Raw genomic sequence first — 26961 nt, 5'->3', positions numbered from 1 at the left:
TCTCATGCATATCCATCGAGGATAGCATTAACGGCCGGGTCTTCCATTTACAGTATAAAAGGCATTATATTCATTACATGAAGCAAAAGTATAATCTTTTACACTATAAACGACACACATTTTCGCCGTTAATGTTTACATATCCACCAGTCTAATACAGCCTAATAAATTACTGACTTGCATTAAACTTAATTAGTTATTTCAGAGGTATGTATCCAAATGATTTTCAACAAAACAGAGATGCAGCTTTTACGCATTCTGAAAAAGCTGCATCCCGTGAACTATCTGTCTGAATTTTATCTTTATTCGAGTTAAATCTTACCTACCATTTTTGACGGATCGACCCAGGCATCAAACTCTTCTGCAGTTATATGACCTGATTCGACAGCTGCTTGTTTCAACGTTTTATTTTCCCTGAATGCTTTCTGTGCAATAGCAGCCGCCTTATAATAACCGATCTTTGGATTTAGAGCTGTAACCAGCATAAGCGAATCATCCAAATGTTTCTTTATATTCTCTTTCACAGGCTCGATGCCGATAACGCAATTATCATTAAAGCTCCTGCACCCATCACCAATCAGGCGGGCACTATGAAGGAGGTTATAAATAATCATCGGTTTAAATACGTTCAGCTCGAACTGCCCATTCGCTCCGCCTACCGAAATAGCCACATCATTTCCCATCACCTGCGCGGCGATCATCGTCAATGCCTCACTTTGGGTTGGGTTTACTTTTCCTGGCATGATAGAAGAACCGGGCTCATTCTCCGGAAGATGGATCTCGCCTATCCCGGCACGAGGACCGGAACCAAGCATACGGATATCGTTTGCAATCTTCATCAAACTGACGGCAATACCTTTCAATGCACCATGAGTAGACACAATTGCATCGTGAGTAGCTAATGCTTCAAATTTATTCGGAGCGGTAACAAACGGTAACCCGGTCAGTTGTGCTATTTTACGGGCAACATTCTCCCCAAAATTATCAGGTGTATTGATACCCGTACCGACCGCAGTGCCGCCTAATGCCAGCTCTGCCAAATGTGGCAAAGTACTTTTCAAGGCATGAATACCATATTCCAATTGAGCAGCGTAGCCACTAAACTCCTGTCCAAGTGTCAACGGTGTGGCATCCATAAAATGGGTACGTCCAATTTTTACGATCGGCATGAACTCACGACTTTTCATTATCAAAGTCTTATGCAGCATTTCAAGAGCCGGGATCGTATTTTCCCTAAGCATTTTATATGCTGCAATATGCATCGCCGAAGGGAAAGTATCATTCGATGACTGCGATTTATTCACATCATCGTTAGGCGACAATATCTTTATCTCATCCGTCAATTTTCCTCCATTCAACACATGTCCACGATAGGCAATTACTTCATTTACATTCATATTGGTTTGCGTTCCACTACCGGTCTGCCATACAACCAGAGGGAAAGAGCCCTCCAGTTTTCCATCCAGTATCTCATCACAGACACGCACAATCAGGTCACATTTTTCCGGAGATAAAACACCGGCATCTTTATTTGCCAGGGCCGCTCCCATTTTCAGATAAGCAAATGCCTGGATAATTTCTTTCGGCATCCGGTTTATATCCTGTGCAATCCTGAAGTTTTCAACACTACGTTGGGTCTGTGCGCCATAATAGGCATCAATGGGAACTTTTATGTTTCCCATCGTATCTTTTTCTATACGACATTCCATAAGTTTTTTTCTTTAATATCTTTTTTATAAAACCGTACAGTTAATGAATTGTTTATACCTCAGGAGCATATATTTTGAAGTAACGAACCTTCATATAGCCATAAGTAAGGACAAAAAGCACAAAAACATATAAAAGCTCGGCGGTCCAGTAAACCATCAGCGGGACATCAAACTGTACCAAGACCAAAAACAGATAGGCCAGATAAATCAGGATCGTAATCAATTCAAAAACAAAAGCGGTTCGTGTTCGGCCCGTTCCCGTTACTGCATTACAATAAATATGCGCCGGAACCGACAGGAAATAATTGGAGAGCATTACTACAAAAGGCCAGAATGCATTCCGGATCAACTCCTGATTTTTTGTATAAATACCTAATACCTCATCTGAAAAAAAGAAGGTGAATACAAGCAATGGAATTCCCAGCAGGTAACTCAATCCCATCATCTTCCGACATAAAGGCATGATATTACGATATTCTCCGGCACCGATCAGGTTGCTGACCAAAGATCCTGTCGTTGTTGAAAAGGAACAGACTATTACAAAAAATACAGTAGAGATACTACGGACTATATTAGCAATGGCTAACTGCTCCTCTCCCAAATGTTCAATCACTACAAAGAATAAGAACCAGGGAGCCACGGCTGTAAAAGAATACATCATGCTCCATACCGAAAGCTTAAATAGTCGAAGCTGCAATTGCCAATCGTATACAGGGCGCAATCCATAACAACGTTTGTCTACCTTGCGGCAAACGTATACTACCAAAACGATCAGAAAAGAAAGTTCAGAAATAGTGGAAGCTAATGCGGCTCCGGATATACCCAGCCGAGGGAACCCGAAGTTTCCGAATATCAACAGATAATTCAATACAATATTAGTGATTACCATTACGACCGCACCCGTTGTCAATATTCGTGTCTTTGTTATTCCGACAAAAAAGGCTCGGAAAGCCAAAGCCGGAAAAGTAAAGAACAAACCGAACGTACGCCAGTCCAGATATTTTATTACAGCCTTATACACCTCTTCCGATGTGATCAGTTTAGATAACAAGATCGGAGAAAACAACCAGGACATTACGAACATAGATCCGGCCAATACAATAAGAAAGGACAGTCCCTGATAGAATACTTTCCCCGTCTCATTATAATTTCCTTCTCCGTTACGACGGCCAACCATCACCTGTAATCCCAGACTGAAACCAAATCCCAGCATATAGATAGCCAGATAATACATACCCGCCAATGCTGCAGCTCCCAACTCAACCTCTCCATAGTGTCCCAGAAAGATAGCGTCTGTAATATTAATCAATTGCTCTATAAGAATACTCATCATCACAGGAAAGTTGATGAGCCATATTTGTTTGTATGTGAAATTCATAATTCAACTTAATATATATGCGTCACTATACATTCTTTTCAGAAGAATGCATCACGACAATTAATTATAAAAAAAGATTTGTACCCTGTATAGTAATAGGATAGCGAAATGCAGACAAAGAGGATCTTCGTCTTATATCAAAGGAAACTACGCTATATACAGAGTTGACACTTCATAAGTTGAATAATCGGATTATTTGTAACAGCTGCAAATGTAAACGTTTTTCCTGATTATGATTACTAAAACGACAGAAAATGAAAAATAAAAAAGGACGACACTCCTGCCGTCCCTTCCGTTCAATGACAAATAATCTTTTTATCTGTCGGAATACAGTCCTATCGTATTTCCTTCACTATCGGAAAACAGAGCAAAATATCCACGACAGTCAGCTTCGATCTTTGTCTTTTTCCGAAGAACCTTTCCCCCATTGGATTCGATCAGGGAGAGTGTTGTTTCCATATTGTCTACATGCAAATGGATAAGCACACCATCCTTTGACGGGAGAAAATCAGCAGCCCATGATACAGCTCCTGGAGTCAAGCCATCTTCATCAGGGAAGAAAGCCATCTTTTCTGCGTCGCACTCCATCATACTCAACTTCAGATTCAACACTGTTTCGTAAAACTTCACGGCTCTTCCGAAATCGGAGGCCGGAATCTCGAAGAAAGAAATTAACTTTTTCATGTTCACTTTTTTTGATAAATAGTTTCTGTCTTTTGACAATGCAAAGATAGAGTATGCCAAAAGCCCAAACTTGGAAAAAAAGGACATTAGTCATTCTCCCGAGAAAAATAGTCGGAGTAAGGAGCACAAACACTCAGATACTCTTTCGGGGTATATCCGGAAAATACTTTAAACTCATTAATCAGATGAGGCTGGTCATAAAAGCCACATTCATAAGCCAATTGGGAAAAGCTCATGCCTGGAGTAGATTGCAGTACATATAAAGCATGCTGGAAACGGACAATCCGCAGGAACTCCTTCGGGCTAATCCCGATATGTCCGGTAAAAATACGTTGAAACTGTTTTGTACTCAGATAAACGGATGAGGCAAGATCAGAGATACGCACTTCTCCTCCCCGCCGGTTGATTGTCCGAATGGCAGAAAACATCCGATCGAGATTATGTTCTTTCGGTGGATTGAGACGGGACAGAAGGAAATGTTCGACCAGGCAGATACAATTCCTGTCGTCTGCTTCATATAATATACGGTCTTCCAGTTCCTTCAATTCGCGGTCGCCCAACTCATCGGCGGAAACTTTCTGGTTACAAAACTCACTGACGGGCATCCGGAAAAATGCACTAACCGAGTGCGTATGGAAAACAACGGCCAGTATCCTGATCGTTCCGGAAAAGCTCAGTTCGGAGTAACCGACATACTGCCCACATAAAATAGACTGGCTGTTTACACGGCGGCTGTCTTGTGAGGAAGACAACAATATTGGATTTCCCCGATAGAAAAGCATCTGCACATTCCCGGTCGGGATAATGCGCTCCGTGTTTTCTATAAGACTATCCGTCTCCAACAACCAGTAATGCCTGACATAAGGAGCAAGTGCCGGCGATGGTAACATTATCTGAAACGATTCCATGCCGGCAAATATACGAATTTATTCAATCGGAATATGGATTTCAGTTACCAGCTCTTCAGGGGCTGTGTTGGCCGGATTATTCAGATACTTTTCATATCCCGGCGCATCAAGAGGTTTGTATCCACCCTCGGGAATCAGATGCAGGTAGATCGTATCATATACTGATTTCAAATGTTCATACGAACCTTTATAGCGGAAGATAAGATATTTAGCTGCAGGTAATTGCTTTACTCCAACCTCCCCTTTCGGTTCGGCAGTCTTCGGCAAAACCAGGCAAACATAAGTACGCAATTTGTCGGGTTCCGTCACTTTTGGATCGTCATGATAGATACAAATATGCTCGATCCCTTCCGAATACAGGTTCTGTTCTTTCACAAAGGCCCACAGTTTCTGCCAGGCCCCGCAAAAATCGAGATTCATATAAGCTCCCGACAAACGGACATAGGCAATCTGACGACCGGGATATTCTTTTACTTCAGTTTCTATATTTAAATCGTGTCTTACTTCAACAGGTCTCATAATAATGTAATCTTTGTTTTTACGATAATCATTAGGTGAAATACCATAGAACTGCTTAAAGGCCTTCGACAGGGAAGACGGCACATCATAACCTACGCGCCAGGATATTTCCTGTACCGACATATCAGAGTAACGTAGTAACCGAGCTGCAGTCTCGACCCTCATCCTGACAATAAAAGCACCGATATTCTCTCCCAGGAATGCTTTTACGATCCGGTGGAAATGCCAGGGCGAAAAACCGGACATCTCTGCCAGTATATCCAGATCAATTGTTTCGCTCAAATGATTGTAGATATACTCTACGATAATATTCATCTTACGCTGATACTCTTCTGTTGTCGATGGTCTTTGTTGCATGTCGTTTGTATTTCGATACAAAGATAAGCCCCGGAAAGAGAAGGTTCTTGTCCTATCTTGCTAAAAAGAAAGGGTGACCATCACTGGCCACCCTTTCGACGTTCACGTTGAATTATCGTTTGTTTCTAATCAGAGAGTGAATGTTGAATATCATCTTTCGTTATCGAAAAATCTTTGTTATTGGCAATCCGGTCCCTGACAAGCAATCCGATCTTACGGGCACTCGCCTCATCGGGGAAAGACATTAATGTATCAATTGCAGGAATGGTGGGTTGATCAATCAACACTTTCTCATTCATCAGGATACGGTATCCCCAGCCATTCCCCAATCGATACGTTTGCAACTCCGGTTGCCGGCCGCCCGGAGACCCCTTTTCTCCGGAACAGATGTAAACAAAGAGAATAAATACCGGCAGTATGCATAGCCACCACAGGGCTTTTTTACCTTTAATAGTCATCATCATCGTATTCATAAGGGTGAAGTTCCCAAATGTCATCAAAATAATAGGTACTGCTACCGCCGGTTGCCACAAAACCTTTCTCACCATTTGAAAAAGAAATCGTAGCACTACGGGCCGATCCCTTAAACTTGGCTACATTCTCCCACAAATCGGTTGAAGGATAATATTTCCAGGTATCGGAGCGTACTCCCCCGCTCTCGCCGCAGGTCAGATAGACCGCCCCGTCGATTACAAAGGCTACGCCGTTGGTCCGTATTATACTATAATCGTCGTCATAGCTATCGTCGGATGTGTTTGCTATATCGCGAAGTTGTGTCCATGACCCGTCAGAGGGGTTAAACCTCCAAAAGTCATCTACGTATTCAGCGTTATTCACCCCGCAGCAAACATAAGCCATATTATCGTACACAAAACTGGTGGCACCCCGGCGTTTGCTTCCGCCGATGCTGACTATCTGTGTCCAACTGTTAGCGTTAGGATCGAAGGAGTAAAAATCTTTCAGGTAATTACCGTCATAACCGGAACCTAAATATCCTTTACCACTAACCCCGAATGCTACGGCGTCATAGCGGGCCGAACCGGGAAAATCGGCTTTTTGCGTCCAGCTATTGGATACAGGATCGTATTCCCAAAAGTCATTCAGATAATTCTCGCCATCGTAACCTGTGCCCAAATAACCTTTCCGGTCGACAGTCATTGCTACTGCCGAGTTACGGGCGGTACCGGGAAAGTCGGCTTTCTGCGTCCATGTATCTCGTTCCATATCATATTCCCAAGTATCGGAGAGGCGTTTCTTTCCATTATACCCGCAAGCCAAATATCCTTTATTCCCAATGGTAAATGAAGAAGCATAACTACGGGCAAGCCCATCGAAATCGGAAACACGATACCATTTACCTTGTAAATCATCGTCATCATCATCGCTGCAGGAGATCATCCCCAGAGGAAGCAGTGCTATCAGGAATAGAAATAATCTTTTTTGTGTCATCATATAGCGTGTTACTGTTTTACGAACACAAAAGAACAGGGCTTTTTGTTTACCGGCAAATTAAATCGGCAAACAGGTTCTCTTGTTCGGTGAATGCCCGAAAAAAGAAGGTAAAACCCATTATCCCAGCCGGCAGACAGGCTGATCTACCAAATACCACTGTTAGTGGAGCAATATCGGGATTTGACAGGTTATTCTTGCATAAGAATAGGCGATTGTGGTTCTTTGCCTGATCAACAGACTCTATTACTAATATATATAATGTATATGAATAAGAATCTTTTTCTTTTTTGGGTATGCCTTTCCTGTTGCCTCTTTTCATCCTGCTATGATGAAAGTAATAAATACGGCAATGGTCTGGTCGATTCGGTTTTTCGTAATATAAGTACCGATACCTCAACAGTCGTCATTACATCCGTTCTGATCGATTCACTGGAAACATCAGGAAAAGGGGTGGCGCTAGTCGGAGAATATACACATTCGATCTGGGGAACCATGAAATCGTCGGGATATATTCCTTATACGCGCCCCAGTTACAGTACGGACATCGACAAAGTTGTCATACTCGATTCGCTTGTCCTGTCACTGGCTTACGGCAGCTATTATGTAGGGGATACTTTACAATACCAGCAATTCTCGGTTCACCGGCTAAAAGAGAAAGTTGTATTGAATGACAACAACTACTTATATAATACCTCCTCCTTTTCTTACGAAACCGAGCCAATGGCAACCTGCCGGTTCAGACCCCGCCCCCAAGGAGTGGACAGGCTGGAGATCCGTCTCCCCGATGAACTGGGACAGAATCTATTGACCCGTTTTCACCAACGGGACGAGGCCGTATCGTCGGAACGCTTCGAGGACTATTTCAAAGGAATAGTCATCATCCCCGACGGTTCAGACAACCATTCGATGCTCTCTTTCCAGGTGGCCGATACAATGTCGACTATCGTATTACATTACCATATTGTTGAGGAACAAGTAAATGAACAACAGTTGGTATTCTCTCCCAACACATCCACACAATTCAACCATATCGATCATGACAGGACAGGTACACTGATGGAACCTTTCCCCACGAAACAAGTTGAAATACCTTCCGAATCGCTGGATAACCGGGGTGTATTATTTGGCGGCTTAGGCTGGTTCGCCCGGTTGGAGTTTCCTTATCTCAACGATATCATGAAGCTGGGGGAAAGAGTGGTCATAGAATCGGCCATGCTCAAACTATATCCGGAACTCGGTACTTATTCGGAAACAAATGCACTTCCCGACAGTGTCTATCTTTACATTGCCGACGAGAACAATGTCGTTACCGATGCTGTAACGGATTACCTCGGCACACAGGTACAAGGCGGTACACTTGTAAAAGACGATGTATTCAATGAAAATACTTATTACTATTTCGATGTCACCGATTTCATGCAGCAGGAACTCGGCACAATCGGGATAAATAAACACAACCTGCAACTGGTTCTGAACGAAGACAGCTACACCAAAACATTCAAAAATATGACTTTCGGCGACAGGCAAAGCAAGTCACCCATCGTTTTACAGCTAATCTACAAAATATATGAAAGTTATTAAGTATATATTTTCCTCTCTCTTGTTGACAGCAACAGTAGCGGACGCACAAAACATCATGACCTCTTCACCTTATTCGATGTTTGGTATCGGCGAGATCGTAACCGGACTATATGGTTCCAATTCAGCCATGGGGGGCGTTTCCACCGGAATGCGAAATTCATGGTTGATAAACATGGAAAATCCGGCCGGACTTTCGGGACTCGACTCATGCAGGCTCTTTGCCGAAGCTTCTGCTTTCGCAAAAGGCGAATCTTATAAGTCGAAGAGTGGAAGTAGCAACGCGTTCTCCGGAAATATATCGGCCTTTACATTAGCCGGACGAATCATGCCCCGCTGGTATATGGCGGCCGGTCTCACTCCTTACTCTTCGGTCGGTTATTACTTTCAGAGCACACAGCCGCTCGAAGGTTCACCCGGTTCCTACTATACCAGTACCTTCGAAGGATATGGCGGACTCTCAAAAGTGTATCTGTCGAATGCTTTCATGCTTTCCTCCTATTTATCGATTGGGGTCAATCTGAATTATATATTCGGAAATATAAAATCGACAGAAAATCAAGGCAGCATGACCGTTGAAAACAAAATGTACACAAATGCTTTCTATGCAGACTTCGGAATTCAGTATCACCGGAATCTGGCCAGGGACAAATCGATTACGATTGGAGCAGTCTATGGATACAAGCAACGTTTGAAAATGGACAATTCCATTATCATAACAAACGGTAATGTGGAGACAGAGCAGAACGAAAAGAGTTCCTCCCAACATCTACCTCAATACATGGGGATCGGGGGATCATTGATCTATCAAAAATGGACGTATGCCCTCGACTATAAGTTTCAGCAATACAGCTCTCTGTCATCGGGCGACAGCAGGGTTACATTTAAAGATGCACACGAAGTACGTGCCGGAGTCTGTTATTTTCCGAACGGATATTCTTCCAGTAGCTACTGGAAACGAATGTCTTACAAGGCTGGTATCAACGTCTCGACTCCCTATATGAACATAAGCGGACAATCCGGCCTTTCGTGGCGGGCAAGCATAGGTATGGGATTACCTGTTCTGAACGGACATTTCAACACTGCCATTTTCCATGAACGGACACAACTGAAGAACAATACTTTCCAAAAAGACGTTACAGGGATAACGGTTACTTATACGTTAAGCGAGTTACTTTATAAGATGAAATTGTAAATGGTTAATGATAAAAAACGAACGTCTGCACTCTATTAATCAGTGCAGACGTTTTCTTTACTTACGAATAATGACTGAAAAGTCCATTACGAATCCGAAAAACCAGTTACATTTGACAGAGCAATTTGTTGCTCCTGCTTCTTTACAAATGGAAATAATTTGCTTTTGAGTGAGTAGGTTCATATAGTCACCCGTAGCCCAATCTTTTCCTAAGAGATGTAGAATCCTGTCAAATTGTTTCTTGGGCAGCCAATGGATAAAAGGTAATTTAAATCAACACATGTCCGGTAACGAAATAATCAGAAACTAATCGACAAACAAAAATATTTAGTATACTTAATTCGTATCGGACTTAATAAGAAGAGAATTGAGAACTTTTGATAAAAACTGATAGTTCATAAAAAAGGACAGATTGAAGAAACCTGTCCCTACAATACATCAAGGATATAAATCATTTACTTAGAAGACGTTCCGCTCTCCAGAATACTCACAATAGAAAACAATGTAAAACAAATGCCGCCTAATCCGGCCAGGACACGTGCCGGGACAAAGTAGTAATCATGAACGGAACCCAGCTCAAACAGAAAAGCCGAAAGGAACAGGCAAGTCAATGCCGTGAAGATCGGTATCAACGGAATACGGTTAGACAACTTAAACTCATGCCGCCATATTTTTGAAAGCAGGATCACCTTACTGGATATGCTATAACAAACCAACCCTAACCCGATCATGATATAACCTGTAACACCATTGGCCGGATTAATTGTCCCAAAAATAAGAATAACTCCCCAAATGACACATAAACTTCCCATGATCAACACCATAACCGGCCATATAAAACGTTCGTTAGGAGAAAATATATTCCGGATCTGACGGGCAATGGTAGCAACCAACGCTATCAGACTGGTACAGATACAAGCCAACCCAATCATCACATGTCCAGCTACAAAATATTTGGAACTATGGTCTTCATTCGCTAATAACCAAAATGCCCATATCCAGGCAACCAATGCTATTCCTCCGGCAATGGCAATTAGAGTCAGCCCCTGTGCCCGTGTAAATGCTTCGGGAGGAACATCATGGTCTGTTTTCTTCGAATTAACCGTGATCATCGTGAAACGGGTAGAAGATGTTGCTGTAGTTGCTACACATGCGGTAATAAGTCCAACTCCACAGATAACATGCCCGGCTACGAACGAAGCCGAATCAGGCGACTCCATTATGTGGACTCCGATTATCACAGTCAGAAGTGCCGATAAGTAACCGAGTGCCGGCAGTGCGTACCGACTCACCATCCCGAAAGTATTTATGATCTGCCGGATAATCGTTGCCGCCGTGGAAAAGAGTGCAATACAGATCATCCCCAGGGAAAAAACAACCGGGCCCGCCACAAATTTGCCAGGGTCTGTTCCATATTCATAAACGAATAAACCATAACTGAAACAGAACAGAGCCATCAATAGTGGGATCGCCCTGAATAAAACACTAATGCCGTAATTCATAGTCTATTTGCTTTAAGTTTTCAACCAAACAGACAGAATTACGGCTTTGTTCCTTTAATTAGATTTTTATAGAATCTTTTTAGTTATCAGGAGTAGGATCAACTTATTCCTGTAAAGCCAACCTCCCCATAAGAACCGGTAGATACGAATCGCTGATAGGAATCAGTTCATCGCCGATACGTATCCTTTTCCGTTCAATATAACTGATATGGGAAAGGGCAACGATATAAGAACGGTGCACACGACAGAATAACCCGTTGGTGAGATTTTCTTCAAACCGCTTCAGGCTGACCTGCGAGAGCAGCGGCTTCCCCGTGGTGCGATGGATCTTGACGTAATCGCCATAGCCTTCCAGAAAAAGTATTTCCTCCCTGCGAAGGCGAATGATCTTACTTCCTTCCCGAACAAAAACAGGTTGTTCAGTTTGTTCCTTGTGCAAGACTTCATGCACATCAGCGAGTGCTTTATCCAACTTCTCAAAATACCCCATCAGGGTGTTCAACGTAGAAGCATCTCCATCGAAAGTAATGCATTTCAACATACTAGAGTCTCTTTTTAGTTTACACTACAAATAAATAAGAATATTCGGTGAACAAAAGTTAACCACCGACAAATGGTACAACTTGATCGGTGAATCGCCTTAGGAGGCAGGGTGAAAAAACTTGCTTTCCGGATGCAGTATTTTCGCCAGGTCGCTATTCCATCAGTATCCATTTCTTGAATACCGGTGTTTTTGTCTTACTGATGATAATACGCTCCGGAACCGGTAAAGTCAGATTAACCGACAAACGGCTGCCAAACCAAAGGTCGATATCCTTTATGGCTTTACGGGCAATGATAAATTGACGGTTGGCACGAAAAAAGTCTTTTCCGTCAAGTTGGTCGCCTAAGGTATCAAGCGTACGGTCCACCGGATGCTGTTTGCCATCGGAGGTATAAGCCGTTACTCTCTCGTTTGCCGTATAGAAATAAAGGATATCATCTACCTGCAAAGGGTAGAACTTATCACTGAGCATGATAAGCAGGCTTTTGATGACATGCCGCTTTTGTATCGTATCGTTCGTCTGACGGATATGTGCCAGCCGCTCTTCCGGACTGAACAGCCGCAACTTACTCAACGCCCGTTCCAAAGAGGTCACTGTGACCGGTTTCAATAGATAATCGATACTGCTAACCTGAAAGGCCTGCAGCGCATACTCATCATAAGCCGTTGTAAAAACGACCGGGGCTTCAACCTCAACCTGCTCGAATATCTTAAAAGCGCTACCGTCTGCCAGATGAATATCCATAAAAATAACATCCGGATGAGGGAAGGAACGGAAGTAGGCTACACTTTCCTCTATACTCTCCAGTTCGGCTATTACCTCGATCGGTATAATCGTATTCTGTGCCAGTATCGCTTTCAAGGAGCTTACCGCAGCAGTTTCATCTTCAATAATTACAGCATTCATACGGATAATTAATTAATTGACAATTAAATTAGACCTAAACGGACAGATCGGACAGCGGAAGGGAGACTTTAAAATATTCTTTCCGGTTGGATATATTGATATCTTTTCCAGTGAGCAAACGATAACGTCCCCAAAGATTTTTAAGTCCGATACCGCTGCTATGCCCCTCCTCTACCTTCGGATGTACTTTGTTGGATACCACCAAAGTGTTCTCCTTTGTAGTATAAATGTCAATTTGTAGTGGATACTGCTTACTGATTACATTATGTTTTACTGCATTTTCAATTAATGGCAATACACTAAGGATAGGCAAAGACCAGAGTAACAGTCTCGGTTCGGCCTGTATAGAGAAAAAAAGTTTGCCTTCATAACGCACACCAAGCAGATAAGTATAGGCCTTTACAAACTGTAACTCCTCTGCTAAAGTGACCATTTCCTTCTTGTTACTCTGGAGGATATACCGGAAAACATTCGACAGTTCATCCAAGTATGTCAATGTATGTTCCTTTTCTCCGTTACGGATCAGAGAATTGAGTCCGTTGAGTGAGTTAAAGAAGAAATGGGGATTGATCTGCCCCATCAGGGCATTATAGGAAGTTTGCAGTTTCTCCGTTTTTAGTTTTTCATACTCTAGCATCATTTGTTGTTTGCCGCTTATCAAACGTATCAGTAACACACTGAGCAGCACGGTTAACAGGACAAACAGATGTTCCGTCATCTGCGGATGAAAAGCAATAGATCTGGATAGGAGAATATCCCCCTCCGGTCGATCCGGTCGCACCTCCATATTTTTTCTGGCTTTGGATATAGGCCTTCCATATCCAGGAATGATCTTATCCGAGCGCCTTTCCATAATCACGGTTTCATGAACAGTGGGAACTTCAGCGACTTCAAATATTGCTTTCTGCACGATCGGATATACAGCCAGCAGTCCCAATCCCACCATCACACTTACTCCACCGGCAAATATCGCTACTTTATATTCCCTTTGCTTAAATATCTTATCCCCCAGTTTATACATCTGCATATTTACAATGAAAAGAAGGAAAGCAAACAGAAAGAACCACACAAGCGGAAAATAGAATAAATAATCATACTTACGCATCAGCATCGAGAAGTTGACAAACAGACTCAACAATGCCGATACGATGAAGCCAATCAATAGATCGTTCTTTACGGAATGTCGCATAAAGGATTTATTTAGTGACTACAAAGATAAGTATCCCAGGAAGTCAAAAGTATATAAACCGACGAAACGGACAAAAACATCGGCGAAACGCCTGTCTTATTCATCGAACATTTTACGGGCAGCAGACAAAAGGACATAAAAAAAGGTTACCCGCAATGAGTAACCTTTTTTTATGGTAATTAAATCCCAAAGGATTAGAATCTTCTTTCTTTGATTCTTGCTTTCTTACCAGTAAGAGCACGCAGGTAATACAATTTAGCGCGACGTACTTTACCAAGTTTGTTTACAGTGATGCTGTCGATGAACGGAGATTCCATCGGGAAAATTCTCTCTACACCTACATTTTCAGACATCTTACGAACTGTGAAACGTTTTTTGTCACCGTGTCCTGAGATACGGATAACTACACCTCTGTACTGCTGGATACGTTCCTTGTTACCTTCTTTAATACGGTAAGCTACTGTAATAGTGTCACCACTCTGGAATTTAGGATATTCCTTCTTTGTAGCAAACGCTTCTTCTGCAATCTTAATTAAATCCATTGTTTTATAGCTTTTTAATTGTAATTTTAAACGAAACGCAATATAACGGGCTACTTCTCCCGACAGAGATTACGCAAAGCGGATGCAAAGTAACGAAAGATTTATTTTATACGCAAGTAGTTTAGGTAATAAAAGTCTGCATAGTATTAGACTTTTCAACTTATTTTCCTATTTTTGGTGGATAATAATGACAACGTGAAGATGAGGAAGATACTTACAATGCTGTTTTGCTGTGTGTGTTTATTAACTGCCAAAGCACAGACTATTCCCAATTTGTACCGTAACGTCGATCAGACAAAAATGAACCACTGGGTGGATTCGGTATTCGACTCGATGACTTACGATGAACGGATCGGGCAACTTTTTATGGTAATAGCCGACCCTAAATCGGACAACCGCAATATGCAACGACTCATGCGGTATGTGAATGAGATAAAGATCGGAGGAATTCTTTTCCATAAAGGAAATCCTGTCACACAGGCAGAAGTCACCAACCGGTTGCAGAAAGCATCCCGTGTTCCCATGTTCGTCTCGTTGGATGGAGAATGGGGATTGTCGATGCGTCTGAGCGGTACGACTCGTTTCCCCAAGAATATGATGCTAGGGGCGATAGAAGACAATCGATTAATCACCGAATATGGCAAAGAAGTAGCCCGTCAATGTAAAGAGATGGGGATACAGATCAACTTTGCCCCCGACATAGATGTAAACAGTAACACCGACAACCCTATAATCGGATTACGTTCCTTCGGAGAGAATCCGCAGGCAGTAGCAGAAAAAGGCCTCGCTTATGCCCGTGGCCTGGAAGGGGAAGGCATTATCTCTGTTTCCAAGCATTTCCCCGGACATGGAGATACCGCGGAAGACTCACACAACACACTACCTTCCGTCCATCATGATCTGGCCCGTCTCGACAGTGTGGAACTATATCCTTTTAAACGATATATATATGATGGATACGCCGGGGTTATGACAGGACACCTCTATGTCCCGGCACTCGATAAGACCCGGAACCTGCCCTCTTCCTTCTCCCGCCCGATAGTAACCGGATTATTAAAAGACAAACTGGGCTTTAGAGGATTATGTTTCACCGATGCACTGGCCATGAAAGGTGCCACCACCAGTAAATCGGATAACCCTTCGGTAAAAGCATTACTGGCCGGAAATGACATACTATTGGCTCCTGCCGCCCCGATCAATGACTTCACAGCCGTGAAAGAGGCCATAGACGAAGGCATACTTAATATTGAAGAGGTGGAAGCCAAGTGTATAAAGATACTTCAGTACAAATATATTACCGGACTAAACAATTACAAACCAATAGAGATCAAAGGCTTAAGTGAGCGTCTGAACTCACCGCATGCAGAATGGCTGGCAGCCAAACTGAATGCGGAAGCGATCACTTTATTAAAGAATGAAGCAGACTTCATTCCACTCAAACAACTGGATAAAAAGAAGATAGCCGCCCTGTCGATCGGTTCTCCCGTAGGAAACGATTTCCAGAAGATGCTGAACCGTTACGACTCTGTGGCAAACTTCAGTATCAGCCGCAGCTCTACGGCCGCACAGGTACAACAGGTTTACAAACAGTTGGAGAAATATGATGTTATTATTTGCAGCATACACACAGTACGTATTCCCGAAAGTCAGTTGCTCCGCCAGTTGGCGACAAAGAAAGAACTGGTGTACGCCTTTTTCACCCTGCCCTATTTCTGTAAGGATTATAAGAACTCGATACAGAAAGCGAAAGCAGTCGTGATGGGATACGAAGCGACTCCTCTTGCACAGGAATACGCAGCCCAGTTAATATTCGGAGGTATTGCAGCGAAAGGGAAATTACCTGTTACCATCCCCGGACTTTATTATGCGGGAACCGGTCTCTTTACTGAAAAAACCCGGTTGGGATATCATGAGCCGGAAGAAGTCGGAGCCAACCCCATACGCCTTGAAGTGATCGACTCTATTGTTGAAGAAGGACTGGAAGAGAATGCCTACCCTGGCTGCCAGGTGCTTGTAGCCAAAGACGGTATGGTTATTTATGACAAATCGTTCGGCTATTTCGATTACAGTCAAAGTCAGCCGGTACAGGAAAATTCAGTCTACGACCTGGCTTCCGCTTCAAAGGCAGCCGGAACATTATTGGCCGTCATGAAAGCTTATGACGAAAAGAAGTTCACGCTCAACAATAAGATATCGGAGTATATCCCGGAACTGAAAGGCTCTAATAAAAAAGACCTGAATATAAAGGAAATGCTTTATCACCAGTCGGGCGTTGTCTCTACAATCAACTTTTACCTGGATGCTATCGACAAAGACAGTTATAAAGGAAGTCTTTACAGCCGCGAAAAGAACGCTACCCATCCGGTACGCTTCGATGCAAAGACCTTCGTCCGCAACGATTTCAAGTATCTGCCCGACCTCGTATCCGATAAAAAGAAACCCGGCTTCACCACCGAAGTGGCCCGCAACTTCTACCTGCACGACTCCTTCAAAGACAGTATCATACAGGATATAAAAGACTCGCGCCTCGGTACACGCGGTAAATATGTGTACAGTTGCGTCAACTTCATCATGTTGAAGATGATGGTGGAAAACCTGATGAAGCAACCGATGGACCAACTGCTCCACAATAACTTTTACAGTCGTCTCGGAGCACACCATACCACTTACAATCCATTGAAAGTGATGGATACGTTACAGATTGTCCCCACAGAAGACGACCGGTTCGTACGTCGCCAGCTGGTTCGCGGATATGTGCACGACGAGGCAGCCGCCTTTCAGGGAGGTGTCTCCGGCAATGCCGGATTATTTTCAAATGCCAACGATCTGGCAAAAGTGTTGCAACTGTTCCTCAATCAGGGGAAATACGGTAACGAACAATACTTGTCGACAGAAACTTGCCGGCTCTTCACTCAAAGCAAAAGTCCGACAAGCCGTCGCGGACTGGGTTTCGACAAACCTGCCGTCGGCACGCATAAAGGCTCACCCTGTGGAAGCCTGACACCACCTTCCGTCTACGGCCATACAGGATTTACCGGCACTTGTTTCTGGGTAGACCCCGATAATCAACTGCTTTACATCTTCCTTTGCAACCGGGTCAACCCATCGCGAGCCAACAGTAAATTGGGAGCACTGGACATACGAACCCGTATACAAGACGCAATCTATAAAGCAATTGATAGAAAAAGCCAAAAAGATTAGTACTTTTGCAACACCTTATTATAATAACATTAATTACTAAAACAAATAAAGTATGCTATTCGGACACGGTGACGACTTTTACAACTCACAAAACGAAGTAAAGATAAACTTCAGCTCCAATGTATGGCACGGCGCCAACCTTGAAAAGCTTCAGGTACATCTCAACGAGCAATTCAGTAAACTGACACGTTATCCGGAACCGGATGCCGCTTCACTCAAGCGGTTACTTGCCCGTCGATATGAAATAAAAGAAGAGAATGTAGTGGTAACCAACGGTTCTATTACCGCCTTCTACCTGCTTGCACAGGCATGGAAAGGGGCCAAGTCGATGATAGCAGTTCCCTCTTTCTCCGAATACGAAGATGCCTGTCGCTTGCATGAACACGAAATCAGCTTCTTCTCTACCTCCGACGACCTTTCGGAACTATCTTTGGAAGGACAGGATTTCTGCTGGATATGCAACCCGAACAACCCGGACGGCAAACTGCTTCACCGTACGGAAATACTGGGATTGCTCACTGCCAATCGCAACACTAAATTCATCATTGACCAGGCGTATGTTGCCTTTACCACCGAAGATATGCTGAAACCTGCGGACGTTAAGAATCATCCTAACCTGATCCTTATACAGTCTATTTCAAAAGCATACAACATCCCGGGACTGCGTATCGGTTATCTCGTTGCTTCTCCGGAAATTGTAAACGAGATAAACAAATATATCATCCCCTGGTCTATCAATGCTATCGCGCTGGAAGCGAGCAAATATATCCTGATCCATCCGGCACAATTCACATTGCCAATCCGCAAGTGGCAACGCGAAACAGCCGAACTGATCTACCAATTGAATAAATTCGACAACCTCGAAGTGATTCCTTCGTCGACAACTTTCTTCCTCGTCCGCCTGAAAAAAGGGACAGCTGCCGACCTGAAGACATACTTGTGGAATAATTACGGTATCCTGATCCGTGATGCTTCCAACTTCCGCGGGTTGGATGAAACCTATTTCCGCCTGTCTACCCAGACAACAGCAGAGAATCAGGTATTGATCGATGCCATACGCGAATGGTTTAAACTGGAGGAGTAAGTAACTACCTCCTTACTTATAAGGATTTATCTCACTAAGATTAAACTTTTTTGTCTGGACTTTGGAAAACGAAAGGCAGGCAGTACAAATATGCAAGGCTAGCTCTACATAAATGTAAGGCTGGCCTTACTTTTTAGCAAGGCAGGCCTTGCATTTAAAAACATCAGGACTAAAATGCTTAAACATCGGCATCTTTTCCCTTAATATACAGCATGAAAAGACTTAGATCCCGGCATGAAAAAACACTCAGCACAGCAGATACAAAACACAAAAGGCCATCCTTTACAGAACGGCCTCTCGTCATTTTAAACCACACCTAATGGAGTTTATCTTATTTCTTATAAGTCTTGTAACCATAAACTGCCAGGTCACCCAATTCTTCCTCGATACGAAGCAACTGGTTGTATTTAGCCATACGGTCTGAACGGCTCAATGAACCGGTCTTGATCTGTCCACTGTTAGTAGCAACTGCGATATCGGCTATTGTCGCATCTTCCGTCTCACCCGAACGATGTGAAGTAACAGAAGTATATCCGTTACGATGAGCCATTTCGATTGCATCCAGTGTCTCGGTCAATGTTCCGATCTGGTTTACTTTGATCAGGATAGAGTTGGCACAGCCTTCTTCGATCCCCTTCTTCAGGAATTCAACGTTAGTTACGAACAGGTCGTCACCAACCAGCTGGATACGGTCGCCCAAAGCCTTGGTAAGTTTCTTCCAACCTTCCCAGTCGTTTTCATCCATACCGTCTTCAATGGAGTCGATCGGATATTTATTCACTAATTCAGTCAGATACAACACCTGTTCTGTTGCTGTACGTTTTGCACCATTCGGACCTTCAAACTTGGTATAATCGTAAGTACCTTTCTTGTCGTAGAATTCAGAAGAGGCGCAGTCCATAGCGATCGTTACATCCTTTCCCGGTTCGTATCCGGCAGCTTTAATTGCAGCCATAATAGAACCCAGTGCATCCTCTGTACCGTTAAGAGCGGGAGCAAAACCACCTTCGTCACCAACAGCGGTACTCAAGCCACGGTCGTGCAGCACTTTCTTCAATGCGTGGAATACTTCAGCTCCCATACGTAAGCCTTCACGGAAACTCTTCGCACCTACCGGACGGATCATGAATTCCTGGAATGCAATCGGGGCATCGGAGTGCGAACCACCATTGATAATATTCATCATCGGAACAGGCAATACATAAGCATTCGTTCCGCCGATATAGCGGTAAAGCGGTTGGTCAAGATAATTGGCGGCAGCTTTAGCCACGGCAAGCGAAACACCCAGCATTGCATTGGCTCCCAACTTCGACTTTGTCTTTGTTCCGTCCAAAGCGATCAGTTTATGGTCGATCTCACGCTGGTTCAAAGCACTCATACCGATAATTGCCGGTGCGATAATTTTGTTCACATTATCTACGGCTTTCAGAACACCTTTGCCGCTATAACGCTTTTTATCGCCATCACGAAGTTCGATAGCTTCGTTTTCACCGGTTGAAGCACCGGAAGGAACGGCTGCACGGCCAAATGCACCACATTCAAGAAGTACATCCACTTCTACTGTCGGGTTTCCACGGGAATCAAGAATCTCTCTACCTACTACTTTTTCAATTTTCATAACCTAAATATTTAGTACTTTATTATTTTTCACTCAGTACAAATATAACAAAGTTTACACACCGATTGTTGCCAGGTCCTTATAGAGTTTTTCTATGAATAAATAGAAGAGTTTCTTTTTCAAGTCAATATTTTATCTAAATTTGCGACTCGTAACGGTTGACATTTTTTCCTAAAAAGTTTCAACCATTTACCTCTTCGAGGTGTTTTAACATAAAAAGTCTTGTTTTGTTGAGTTATGAAAAAGATTCTATCCATATTGACACTCTTCATTCTGGTCCTTATCGGTCAGGAGGTTGCCTTCAATGCAGATAGTGGAATTACAGTTCAACAAGGTAGCGCAAATGACAACACAAGCACCTCTTCTCTGAATAAAGAGCTTAAGAGGTTTGAATTAGGAAAAATTCCCCTTGAATCTTATGATATAACAGCCCGTACTAAACCGGCTTCTGATAACTACGAACGACTGTTCAAATTATCGAACAACAATAAAAACCTTCTCCTTTTACACCTGAAAGGGCAAGCTATACAATATAAAGTATCGGAAACTTTATCTACTATTCAAACCATAAACTACTCTTCGCTTCGTAAATGTGGAAATCTTTGGATCTACGTTTTACGAAAACTCATTATTTGATATTATAGATTAAACAACTGTAATCGCAGGTTATATCTTTTTTGTAAGGTATGATCCGGATGCACATTCCCTTATTTGTGCACTAACACTATTATTTTCTGTTTATTATCTCCAATATAATATCAAAATTATGAAAACAAATAAATCTGTTATATTAAAAACATCCAACGGCGTATCAGCCGGTATCGTTATTATCGTTTGCTTTATCCTGGCAGTATGTTTCTTTGAATTCGTCCTGGGTAATCCATCAAACTTCATGGATAATAATCCGGACAACCATCCGCTTCCCGGAAATTATGCAGGTACGATCTACAAAGGTGGTTATATAGTTCCTGTTGTAATCACTCTTCTATTGACTGTTATTACATTAAGTGTAGAACGTTTCATCGCTATCAGCCGCTCCAAAGGGAAAAAAGGATTGATGGGGTTCGTACAAACCATAAAGAAAGACCTCGAAGAAGGTAATCTGGATGCAGCAAAAGCGGCCTGCAAAGAACAGCAGGGTTCTGTTGCCAATGTCGTAAATGCGGCACTGACACGCTATGCGGATGTAGAACAAAGGGCAGACCAGACAAAAGAACAAAAGATGGTCATCATTCAGAAAGAGATTGAAGAAAGTACGGCGCTGGAGTTACCGACTATGGAACAGAACCTGCCTGTCATCGCTACGATCTCAACGTTAGGTACCTTGTTCGGATTGTTGGGAACAGTATTAGGTATGATCCGTTCGTTTGCCGCTTTGGCTAATGCGGGTGCTCCCGACTCCGTCGCTTTGTCTACCGGTATCTCTGAAGCACTGGTTAATACGGCTTTAGGTATCGCCACCGGTGCCATGGCCATCATCTCATACAACTATTTCACCAGTAAAATAGATAATATTACCTATGCTATTGACGAGATAGGTTTCTCTATCGTACAGACATTCGCCGCTAAACACTGAAGCATATGCCTAAGATCATAGTAAAACGCAAGAGTACATTCATTGACATGACGGCAATGAGTGACGTAACGGTATTGCTGCTTACTTTCTTTATGCTGACATCTACCTTTATTCAGAAAGAACCGGTTATGGTAACGACACCGGGGTCTGTTTCCGAAATCAAAATACCGGAAACTAATATTCTTTCAATCCTGGTAGACCCGGACGGGAAAGTATTTATGAGCCTGGATAAACAGGAAGACAAGGCAAATGTATTGAAGATGCTGGGAAAAGATTATGGCATTGACTTTACCGACAAAGAAATATATGACTTCAGTCTGCTTCCTTCCTTCGGTGTTCCTATCCAGAATATGCAGGAGTTTCTGAATCTCCCGGGATCCGAACAAGACCGGTTAATTGTCAACTACGGAATCCCGGCCGACAGTACCAACAACCAGTTTAAAGCGTGGGTTCAACATGCCCGCGAAGTAAACCGTGACCTGGTGATTGCCATTAAAGCCGATCAACAGACTCCTTATCCGAAGATTAAGAACATTATGAACACATTGCAGGACTTGAGGGAAAACAGGTATAACCTGATTACCACTCTCAAAAATGTACCTGACAATGCCTAAACAACAAACGTTATGGCAGAAGTAAATACAGATAAAGGTAAAGGCGACGGCAAGAAAGGTAAACAGAAAAAGGTGAATATCCGTGTGGACTTTACTCCGATGGTGGATATGAACATGTTGCTGATTACTTTCTTCATGCTCTGTACTTCGCTCAGCAAACCGCAGACCATGGAGATCAGTATGCCGTCGAAAGACCATGTGACGGAAGCCGAACAGACGAAAGTAAAAGCCTCCAAAGCCATCACTCTTATATTGGGTGAAGACAGCAAGGTGTATTACTATTTCGGCGAACCGGATTACGAACATGTTGAATCGCTGCAGACTACCGACTTCTCTCCCACCGGATTACGTAACATTCTTTTGGAACGTAACGCCGATGCCGTACAGAAGATCACGGAACTGAAGGTAAAAAAGCTGAATAAAGAAATCTCCGAAGATGAGTTCAAAAAGCAAGCCGCTGAAATAAAAGGAGGTAAAGACGCACCGGTCGTACTGATCAAAGCTACTGACGATGCTTCTTACAAAGACCTGGTGGATGCACTCGACGAAATGCAGATTTGTAACATAGGCAAATATGCTATTGTCGATATCACTGACGGAGACAAATTCCTGGTTGATAATCTAAAAAGCGGGGGCGAACTTTCCAAGGAGATCGCCCAGGCGAATAAAAAATGACGATCATGATTAATATTAATAATATAAATCTAAACTCACCGGAATGGACCGATTTGATCTTCAAGGGAAAGAATAAAGAATACGGAGCTTACGAGCTACGCAAAAATTCTTCCCGCAGACATGTTCGTGCCCTGATAATCGTTGCCATCGGAGCAATCCTGGTAATGACTGTTCCGTCTTTAATCAAATCTGTCATCCCGCAACATACCAAAGAGCAGGTACTGGAAGTTACAACACTCTCTAACCTGCAGATGGAAACGAAGGTGCCGGAAGAAAATCAAATTCGTAATATCGAGGCCCCTCCTCCTCCCGTACTGAAAAGTACGATCAAATTTACTCCGCCTGTCATCAAAGCGGACAAAGATGTAAGGGATGAAGAGGAGATCAAAACACAGGAAGAGCTGACTACATCCAAGTTGGCTATCTCTGTCGCCGATGTAAAAGGTTCTGATAGTGAAGATGCAATCGACATCGCCGACCTGAAAGATAACAAAGAAGTGATCGAGGAGGAAACGACTCCTTACGTAGCTGTTGAACAGATGCCGCAATTCCCCGGTGGGAACGAAGCACTGCTGAAATACATCAGTACCCATTTAAAGTATCCGGTAATCGCTGCTGAAAATGGTATCGAAGGAACAGTCACACTCCGTTTTGTTGTCAGTCCGACAGGCGAAGTCACCAAGGTGGAAATCCTAAGACAGTTGGATCCATCCTGCGACAAAGAGGCGATACGTGTTATCAAGTCTCTTCCGCAATGGGTTCCGGGAAAACAAAATGGTAAACCTGTACCGGTCTATTTCACAGTCCCGGTACGCTTCAGGTTGCAATAATATGGAGGTAAAGTGTATAAATACAAGGCTTGTTTGGGGTATATCCATGATTGTGATATACCTCGGCATGTCTTTTCTTCTAATCTTCACGAACTTGTTCAACGAGAATATGTCATTCTATATGCGGATGATATTTGGTGTCTTATTCTTTTGTTACACAATATTCAGAGGATATAGGCTGGTAAAAGACAATAAACGATGAAAAATCTATTGTATATAATAATATGTATAACGGTGTTAGCTTCATGCAACGGCAAGAATAGCAATTCGCCGGATGATACTCCTACGAGCGGTGTAATAGCAATTGCCTCCGACGGTTGCTTTACTCCGATCATAGAAGAAGAGATCGCCGTATTTGAAAGTCTTTATAAAGAAGCTGGTATAGTTCCCTACTTCTCCGGTGAAACCGAAACGATCAACCGCTTATTACATGACAGTACACGGTTGGCAATCGCTTCACGACCGCTGACCCAGGAAGAAACTGAATATATGAACGGCAGAAAGCTATTTCCCAAAAGTATTCATATCGCAACCGATGCTATCGCTTTAATCACAAACAGACAAAATACAGACTCTCTGATCGGCATTCCGGTATTAAAAGATATACTGACAGGCAAGATCAAGGATTGGGATGAGTTTACTACGGATAATAAGTCTGGAAAAATAGAAGTGGTATTCGACAATCCGAATTCAGGAACTGTTCGTTACGCTATCGATTCAATCTGCGGCGGAGAACCGTTAAGTGGTAATCTTCATGCTATGAAAGATAACAGGCAGGTTATGAATTATGTATCCACAACTCCGGGAGCACTGGGTATCATTGGAGTAAACTGGATCAGTAACCCACAGGATTCAACGTGTATGAGTTTTCTGGACGATATAAAAGTAATGGCAGTCAGTCGTTATAGAAATGCGACCGCTACCAATAGCTTTAAACCGTATCAGGCATACATAGCCCTAAAGGAATATCCGATGACAAGGTCTGTTTACCTGATCCTGTCAGAACCGCGTATGGGACTGGCTTCCGGTTTTACCACCTTTATCACCAGTGACCGGGGACAACGGATCATTCTCAAATCCGGAATTCTTCCGGCTACACAACCTGTCCGGTTGGTCAATGTCAGAGATCAATTATAAACCCTATAAACATCAATCATTATGATAAAGAATTTATATATATTCATATTAAGCCTGGTAGCGATAGCTACCCACGCTGATAACCAACAAGGAATTGCTTACTATAAAGCCGGTGAACCGACGATTGCAAGCCAGCTTTTCAATAAACAGTTAAACGGTTCTCCCGCAGAACAGGCAGAAGCGCTCTATTACCTGGGAGAAATAGCCTTCGACGCCGGAAAAACAACCGATGCCCTGGCAAACTATCAAAAAGGTTGGGCTGTTTCTTCCGATTACGCATATAATAAGGTGGGAGAAGGGAAAGTATTACTGAAAACAGACAAGTCGGCAGCCCAAAAAGCCTTTGAGACAGCAATCAAAGTGGATAAAAAAAATGTACGGATTTATGTAGCCATTGCCAGAGCCTATTCAAGCTATGGTATGAACTCCGAATCAAAGGCTGCCCTCGATAATGCCAAAAAGTATAAAATCAATGATCCGGCAATTTACATATACGAAGGCGATATGTTGATCAGCGAAGATAAGCCGGGGGATGCGGCCGGGAGATATGAACAGGCCCTTCACTTCGATCCCTCCTGTAAAGAGGCCTATCTCAAATATGCAAATGTTTACCAAGGTGTCCAGCCGGCATTATCCATAGAAATGCTCCAAAAAGTAATTACAAACTATCCGGATTATCTTCCCGCCTATAATGCACTTGGCAATATTTATTCATTACAGGGGACATACTCCAAAGCGGTAGCTGCATATAAAACATATATGGCAGGAGGTCTTTACTCTATTGACAACCTGATTCATTATGCATCTGCTCTATTCTTCAACAAACAATATGCAGAAGCAAGTCAGGTGATCAATGAAGGTCAGGCAATCGACCCCAATAATTTCCTGTTGAAACGTCTATGCATTTATAATAACTATGAAACAAAGGCATATGAAAAAGGGCTTGAAGAAATCAGTACTTTCTTCAATGATCCGGATGCTAAATACATATGGCAGGATTACTTATACTACGGTCGTTTACTCAACAAAGACAAACAGTACGATAAAGCAGCAGAAGCATTGCTAAAAGCAATAAAAGAAAACCCGGCTCACACAGAAATATACAAAGACCTTGCTGAAGTATACAGTAATAGTGAAAAGGATTCTGAGGCGATTAATGCCTATACACAATATATAGAGTCATTAGGCAAAGAATCGGAAGCGGCCGATTATTACCAACTAGGTAAATACTATTATTCTGCAGCAACAAAAGATAGCGTAGAAGCCAGTAAGTACTTAGCGAAAGCAGATAGCTTGTTTGCCATAGTAAAAAAACGTGTACCAGACAGTCATCTAGGTAGTTTATGGCAAGCGCGAACACAATCTCAACTGGATCCGGAAACAGAACAGGGATTAGCTAAACCCTATTATGAGACCTGTATTCCTATGCTGGAAAAAAATAAAGACAAATATCGGAATGAATTAACAGAATCTTATCGCTATCTGGCTTATTACTATTATCTTAAACAGGATATGGACAGTTCCAAATCATACTGGAATAAGATATTGTCAATCGATCCGTCAAATGCTACGGCGCAAGAAGCACTGGAAAATATAAAATAAAAGGCTTAATACCTATATAATAAAAACAGCCGACGACACTGTCCATAAAATTGTGTAAATGAAAAACTACAGGTATTGTTACTTGTAGTTTTTTTTATTTATTAAATTTGAAAAATGTAAATTTTATGGAGATTCCCAAAGAATTATTGAGCAAGGAGTT

At 42.7% G+C, this 26961-nt stretch carries 24 protein-coding genes; 11 read left to right on the top strand and 13 right to left on the bottom strand.

Annotation, left to right across the window (positions count from 1 at the left end; all coding sequences use genetic code 11):
• Positions 1-311 precede the first annotated feature (311 nt).
• The 7 genes from fumC to M1P97_RS25000 all read right to left on the bottom strand — a co-directional run bounded on the left by fumC (position 312) and on the right by M1P97_RS25000 (position 7004).
• Positions 312-1709 carry a class II fumarate hydratase gene (gene fumC / locus M1P97_RS25030; RefSeq protein WP_249390489.1) on the bottom strand — a complete coding sequence of 466 codons (1398 nt, stop codon included), beginning with the start codon at positions 1707-1709 and terminating at the stop codon, positions 312-314.
• 52 nt (positions 1710-1761) lie between these two features.
• On the bottom strand, positions 1762-3087 hold the full coding sequence (locus M1P97_RS25025; RefSeq protein WP_249390488.1) for an MATE family efflux transporter: 1326 nt from the start codon (positions 3085-3087) through the stop codon (positions 1762-1764).
• Between the two features lie 315 nt (positions 3088-3402).
• On the bottom strand, positions 3403-3771 hold the full coding sequence (locus M1P97_RS25020; RefSeq protein WP_195373263.1) for a VOC family protein: 369 nt from the start codon (positions 3769-3771) through the stop codon (positions 3403-3405).
• 86 nt (positions 3772-3857) lie between these two features.
• On the bottom strand, positions 3858-4679 hold the full coding sequence (locus M1P97_RS25015) for a helix-turn-helix domain-containing protein (protein ID WP_195373264.1): 822 nt from the start codon (positions 4677-4679) through the stop codon (positions 3858-3860).
• Between the two features lie 18 nt (positions 4680-4697).
• Entirely contained in the window at positions 4698-5555 is an 858-nt protein-coding gene (locus M1P97_RS25010; RefSeq protein WP_195373265.1) for an AraC family transcriptional regulator, read from the bottom strand.
• Between the two features lie 125 nt (positions 5556-5680).
• Entirely contained in the window at positions 5681-6028 is a 348-nt protein-coding gene (locus M1P97_RS25005; protein WP_195373266.1) for a DUF4907 domain-containing protein, read from the bottom strand.
• A complete protein-coding gene (locus M1P97_RS25000) occupies positions 6003-7004 on the bottom strand; it encodes a Kelch repeat-containing protein (RefSeq protein ID WP_195373361.1) in 1002 nt (333 codons plus the stop codon). The genes M1P97_RS25005 and M1P97_RS25000 overlap by 26 nt, the downstream gene beginning before the upstream one ends.
• A 267-nt stretch (positions 7005-7271) precedes the next feature.
• Between M1P97_RS25000 and M1P97_RS24995 the strand changes: the two genes are divergently transcribed.
• Together M1P97_RS24995 and M1P97_RS24990 are read left to right on the top strand one after the other, a co-directional pair.
• A complete protein-coding gene (locus M1P97_RS24995) occupies positions 7272-8588 on the top strand; it encodes a DUF4270 family protein (protein WP_195373267.1) in 1317 nt (438 codons plus the stop codon).
• On the top strand, positions 8575-9780 hold the full coding sequence (locus M1P97_RS24990) for a hypothetical protein (RefSeq protein ID WP_249390487.1): 1206 nt from the start codon (positions 8575-8577) through the stop codon (positions 9778-9780). The genes M1P97_RS24995 and M1P97_RS24990 overlap by 14 nt, the downstream gene beginning before the upstream one ends.
• Positions 9781-10235: 455 nt before the next feature.
• Here M1P97_RS24990 and M1P97_RS24985 read toward each other — a convergent pair whose 3' ends face one another.
• The 5 genes from M1P97_RS24985 to rplS all read right to left on the bottom strand — a co-directional run bounded on the left by M1P97_RS24985 (position 10236) and on the right by rplS (position 14464).
• Entirely contained in the window at positions 10236-11282 is a 1047-nt protein-coding gene (locus tag M1P97_RS24985; RefSeq protein WP_249390486.1) for a DUF2776 domain-containing protein, read from the bottom strand.
• Positions 11283-11385: 103 nt separating this feature from the next.
• Positions 11386-11823: a LytR/AlgR family response regulator transcription factor gene (locus M1P97_RS24980; protein ID WP_249390485.1), complete on the bottom strand. Its 438-nt coding sequence runs from the start codon at positions 11821-11823 to the stop codon at positions 11386-11388.
• Positions 11824-11977: 154 nt separating this feature from the next.
• A complete protein-coding gene (locus tag M1P97_RS24975) occupies positions 11978-12733 on the bottom strand; it encodes a LytR/AlgR family response regulator transcription factor (RefSeq protein WP_195373272.1) in 756 nt (251 codons plus the stop codon).
• Positions 12734-12767: 34 nt separating this feature from the next.
• Entirely contained in the window at positions 12768-13922 is a 1155-nt protein-coding gene (locus tag M1P97_RS24970) for a sensor histidine kinase (protein WP_249390484.1), read from the bottom strand.
• A 194-nt stretch (positions 13923-14116) separates the two neighbouring features.
• Positions 14117-14464, bottom strand: a complete 348-nt coding sequence (gene rplS / locus M1P97_RS24965; RefSeq protein ID WP_195373274.1) for a 50S ribosomal protein L19 — start codon at positions 14462-14464, stop codon at positions 14117-14119.
• Between the two features lie 201 nt (positions 14465-14665).
• On the opposite strand from rplS, the gene M1P97_RS24960 reads away from it, so the two are divergent.
• The gene (locus M1P97_RS24960) at positions 14666-17665 is read left to right on the top strand and encodes a glycoside hydrolase family 3 N-terminal domain-containing protein (RefSeq protein WP_249390483.1); all 3000 of its coding nucleotides are present in this window, start codon (positions 14666-14668) and stop codon (positions 17663-17665) included.
• 52 nt (positions 17666-17717) lie between these two features.
• Positions 17718-18749: an aminotransferase class I/II-fold pyridoxal phosphate-dependent enzyme gene (locus tag M1P97_RS24955; protein WP_195373276.1), complete on the top strand. Its 1032-nt coding sequence runs from the start codon at positions 17718-17720 to the stop codon at positions 18747-18749.
• 331 nt (positions 18750-19080) lie between these two features.
• On the opposite strand, the gene eno is transcribed toward M1P97_RS24955, so the two are convergent.
• Positions 19081-20367, bottom strand: a complete 1287-nt coding sequence (gene eno / locus M1P97_RS24950; protein ID WP_195373277.1) for a phosphopyruvate hydratase — start codon at positions 20365-20367, stop codon at positions 19081-19083.
• A gap of 237 nt (positions 20368-20604) precedes the next feature.
• On the opposite strand from eno, the gene M1P97_RS24945 reads away from it, so the two are divergent.
• From M1P97_RS24945 to M1P97_RS24915, 7 genes are all read left to right on the top strand, one after another.
• Positions 20605-21003 (top strand): hypothetical protein, encoded by a 399-nt coding sequence (locus M1P97_RS24945; RefSeq protein WP_195373278.1) that lies wholly within the window; start codon positions 20605-20607, stop codon positions 21001-21003.
• 130 nt (positions 21004-21133) lie between these two features.
• Complete coding sequence (locus tag M1P97_RS24940; protein WP_122357152.1) at positions 21134-21943, top strand: MotA/TolQ/ExbB proton channel family protein; 810 nt, start codon at positions 21134-21136, stop codon at positions 21941-21943.
• A gap of 5 nt (positions 21944-21948) precedes the next feature.
• Positions 21949-22557, top strand: coding sequence for an ExbD/TolR family protein (locus tag M1P97_RS24935; protein WP_195373279.1), 609 nt, complete (start codon positions 21949-21951; stop codon positions 22555-22557).
• A 12-nt stretch (positions 22558-22569) separates the two neighbouring features.
• Positions 22570-23232, top strand: a complete 663-nt coding sequence (locus tag M1P97_RS24930; protein WP_075558829.1) for an ExbD/TolR family protein — start codon at positions 22570-22572, stop codon at positions 23230-23232.
• 14 nt (positions 23233-23246) lie between these two features.
• Positions 23247-24062 (top strand): energy transducer TonB, encoded by an 816-nt coding sequence (locus tag M1P97_RS24925; RefSeq protein WP_195373363.1) that lies wholly within the window; start codon positions 23247-23249, stop codon positions 24060-24062.
• Positions 24063-24260: 198 nt separating this feature from the next.
• A complete protein-coding gene (locus M1P97_RS24920) occupies positions 24261-25199 on the top strand; it encodes a PstS family phosphate ABC transporter substrate-binding protein (RefSeq protein ID WP_195373280.1) in 939 nt (312 codons plus the stop codon).
• Positions 25200-25220: 21 nt separating this feature from the next.
• The gene (locus tag M1P97_RS24915) at positions 25221-26801 is read left to right on the top strand and encodes a tetratricopeptide repeat protein (protein ID WP_195373281.1); all 1581 of its coding nucleotides are present in this window, start codon (positions 25221-25223) and stop codon (positions 26799-26801) included.
• Positions 26802-26961: the final 160 nt, after the last annotated feature.

The organism is Parabacteroides leei, from assembly GCF_023369805.1.
Taxonomy (GTDB): Bacteria; Bacteroidota; Bacteroidia; order Bacteroidales; family Tannerellaceae; genus Parabacteroides; species Parabacteroides leei.
Note: the sequence above shows the minus strand (reverse complement) of the source record. Positions and strands in the feature narration are given on the sequence as shown.

Coding starts and splice junctions, on each gene's coding strand:
- M1P97_RS24970 (WP_249390484.1), bottom strand. CDS start 13,922: ATGCGACATTCCGTAAAGAACGATCTATTGATTGGCTTCATCGTATCG.
- M1P97_RS25000 (WP_195373361.1), bottom strand. CDS start 7,004: ATGACACAAAAAAGATTATTTCTATTCCTGATAGCACTGCTTCCTCTG.
- M1P97_RS24995 (WP_195373267.1), top strand. CDS start 7,272: ATGAATAAGAATCTTTTTCTTTTTTGGGTATGCCTTTCCTGTTGCCTC.
- M1P97_RS24945 (WP_195373278.1), top strand. CDS start 20,605: ATGAAAAAGATTCTATCCATATTGACACTCTTCATTCTGGTCCTTATC.
- M1P97_RS24940 (WP_122357152.1), top strand. CDS start 21,134: ATGAAAACAAATAAATCTGTTATATTAAAAACATCCAACGGCGTATCA.
- fumC (WP_249390489.1), bottom strand. CDS start 1,709: ATGGAATGTCGTATAGAAAAAGATACGATGGGAAACATAAAAGTTCCC.
- M1P97_RS24985 (WP_249390486.1), bottom strand. CDS start 11,282: ATGAATTACGGCATTAGTGTTTTATTCAGGGCGATCCCACTATTGATG.
- M1P97_RS24975 (WP_195373272.1), bottom strand. CDS start 12,733: ATGAATGCTGTAATTATTGAAGATGAAACTGCTGCGGTAAGCTCCTTG.
- M1P97_RS25015 (WP_195373264.1), bottom strand. CDS start 4,679: ATGGAATCGTTTCAGATAATGTTACCATCGCCGGCACTTGCTCCTTAT.
- rplS (WP_195373274.1), bottom strand. CDS start 14,464: ATGGATTTAATTAAGATTGCAGAAGAAGCGTTTGCTACAAAGAAGGAA.
- M1P97_RS24930 (WP_075558829.1), top strand. CDS start 22,570: ATGGCAGAAGTAAATACAGATAAAGGTAAAGGCGACGGCAAGAAAGGT.
- M1P97_RS24920 (WP_195373280.1), top strand. CDS start 24,261: ATGAAAAATCTATTGTATATAATAATATGTATAACGGTGTTAGCTTCA.
- M1P97_RS25020 (WP_195373263.1), bottom strand. CDS start 3,771: ATGAAAAAGTTAATTTCTTTCTTCGAGATTCCGGCCTCCGATTTCGGA.
- M1P97_RS25025 (WP_249390488.1), bottom strand. CDS start 3,087: ATGAATTTCACATACAAACAAATATGGCTCATCAACTTTCCTGTGATG.
- M1P97_RS24960 (WP_249390483.1), top strand. CDS start 14,666: ATGAGGAAGATACTTACAATGCTGTTTTGCTGTGTGTGTTTATTAACT.
- M1P97_RS24990 (WP_249390487.1), top strand. CDS start 8,575: ATGAAAGTTATTAAGTATATATTTTCCTCTCTCTTGTTGACAGCAACA.
- M1P97_RS25010 (WP_195373265.1), bottom strand. CDS start 5,555: ATGCAACAAAGACCATCGACAACAGAAGAGTATCAGCGTAAGATGAAT.
- M1P97_RS25005 (WP_195373266.1), bottom strand. CDS start 6,028: ATGAATACGATGATGATGACTATTAAAGGTAAAAAAGCCCTGTGGTGG.
- eno (WP_195373277.1), bottom strand. CDS start 20,367: ATGAAAATTGAAAAAGTAGTAGGTAGAGAGATTCTTGATTCCCGTGGA.
- M1P97_RS24955 (WP_195373276.1), top strand. CDS start 17,718: ATGCTATTCGGACACGGTGACGACTTTTACAACTCACAAAACGAAGTA.
- M1P97_RS24915 (WP_195373281.1), top strand. CDS start 25,221: ATGATAAAGAATTTATATATATTCATATTAAGCCTGGTAGCGATAGCT.
- M1P97_RS24935 (WP_195373279.1), top strand. CDS start 21,949: ATGCCTAAGATCATAGTAAAACGCAAGAGTACATTCATTGACATGACG.
- M1P97_RS24980 (WP_249390485.1), bottom strand. CDS start 11,823: ATGTTGAAATGCATTACTTTCGATGGAGATGCTTCTACGTTGAACACC.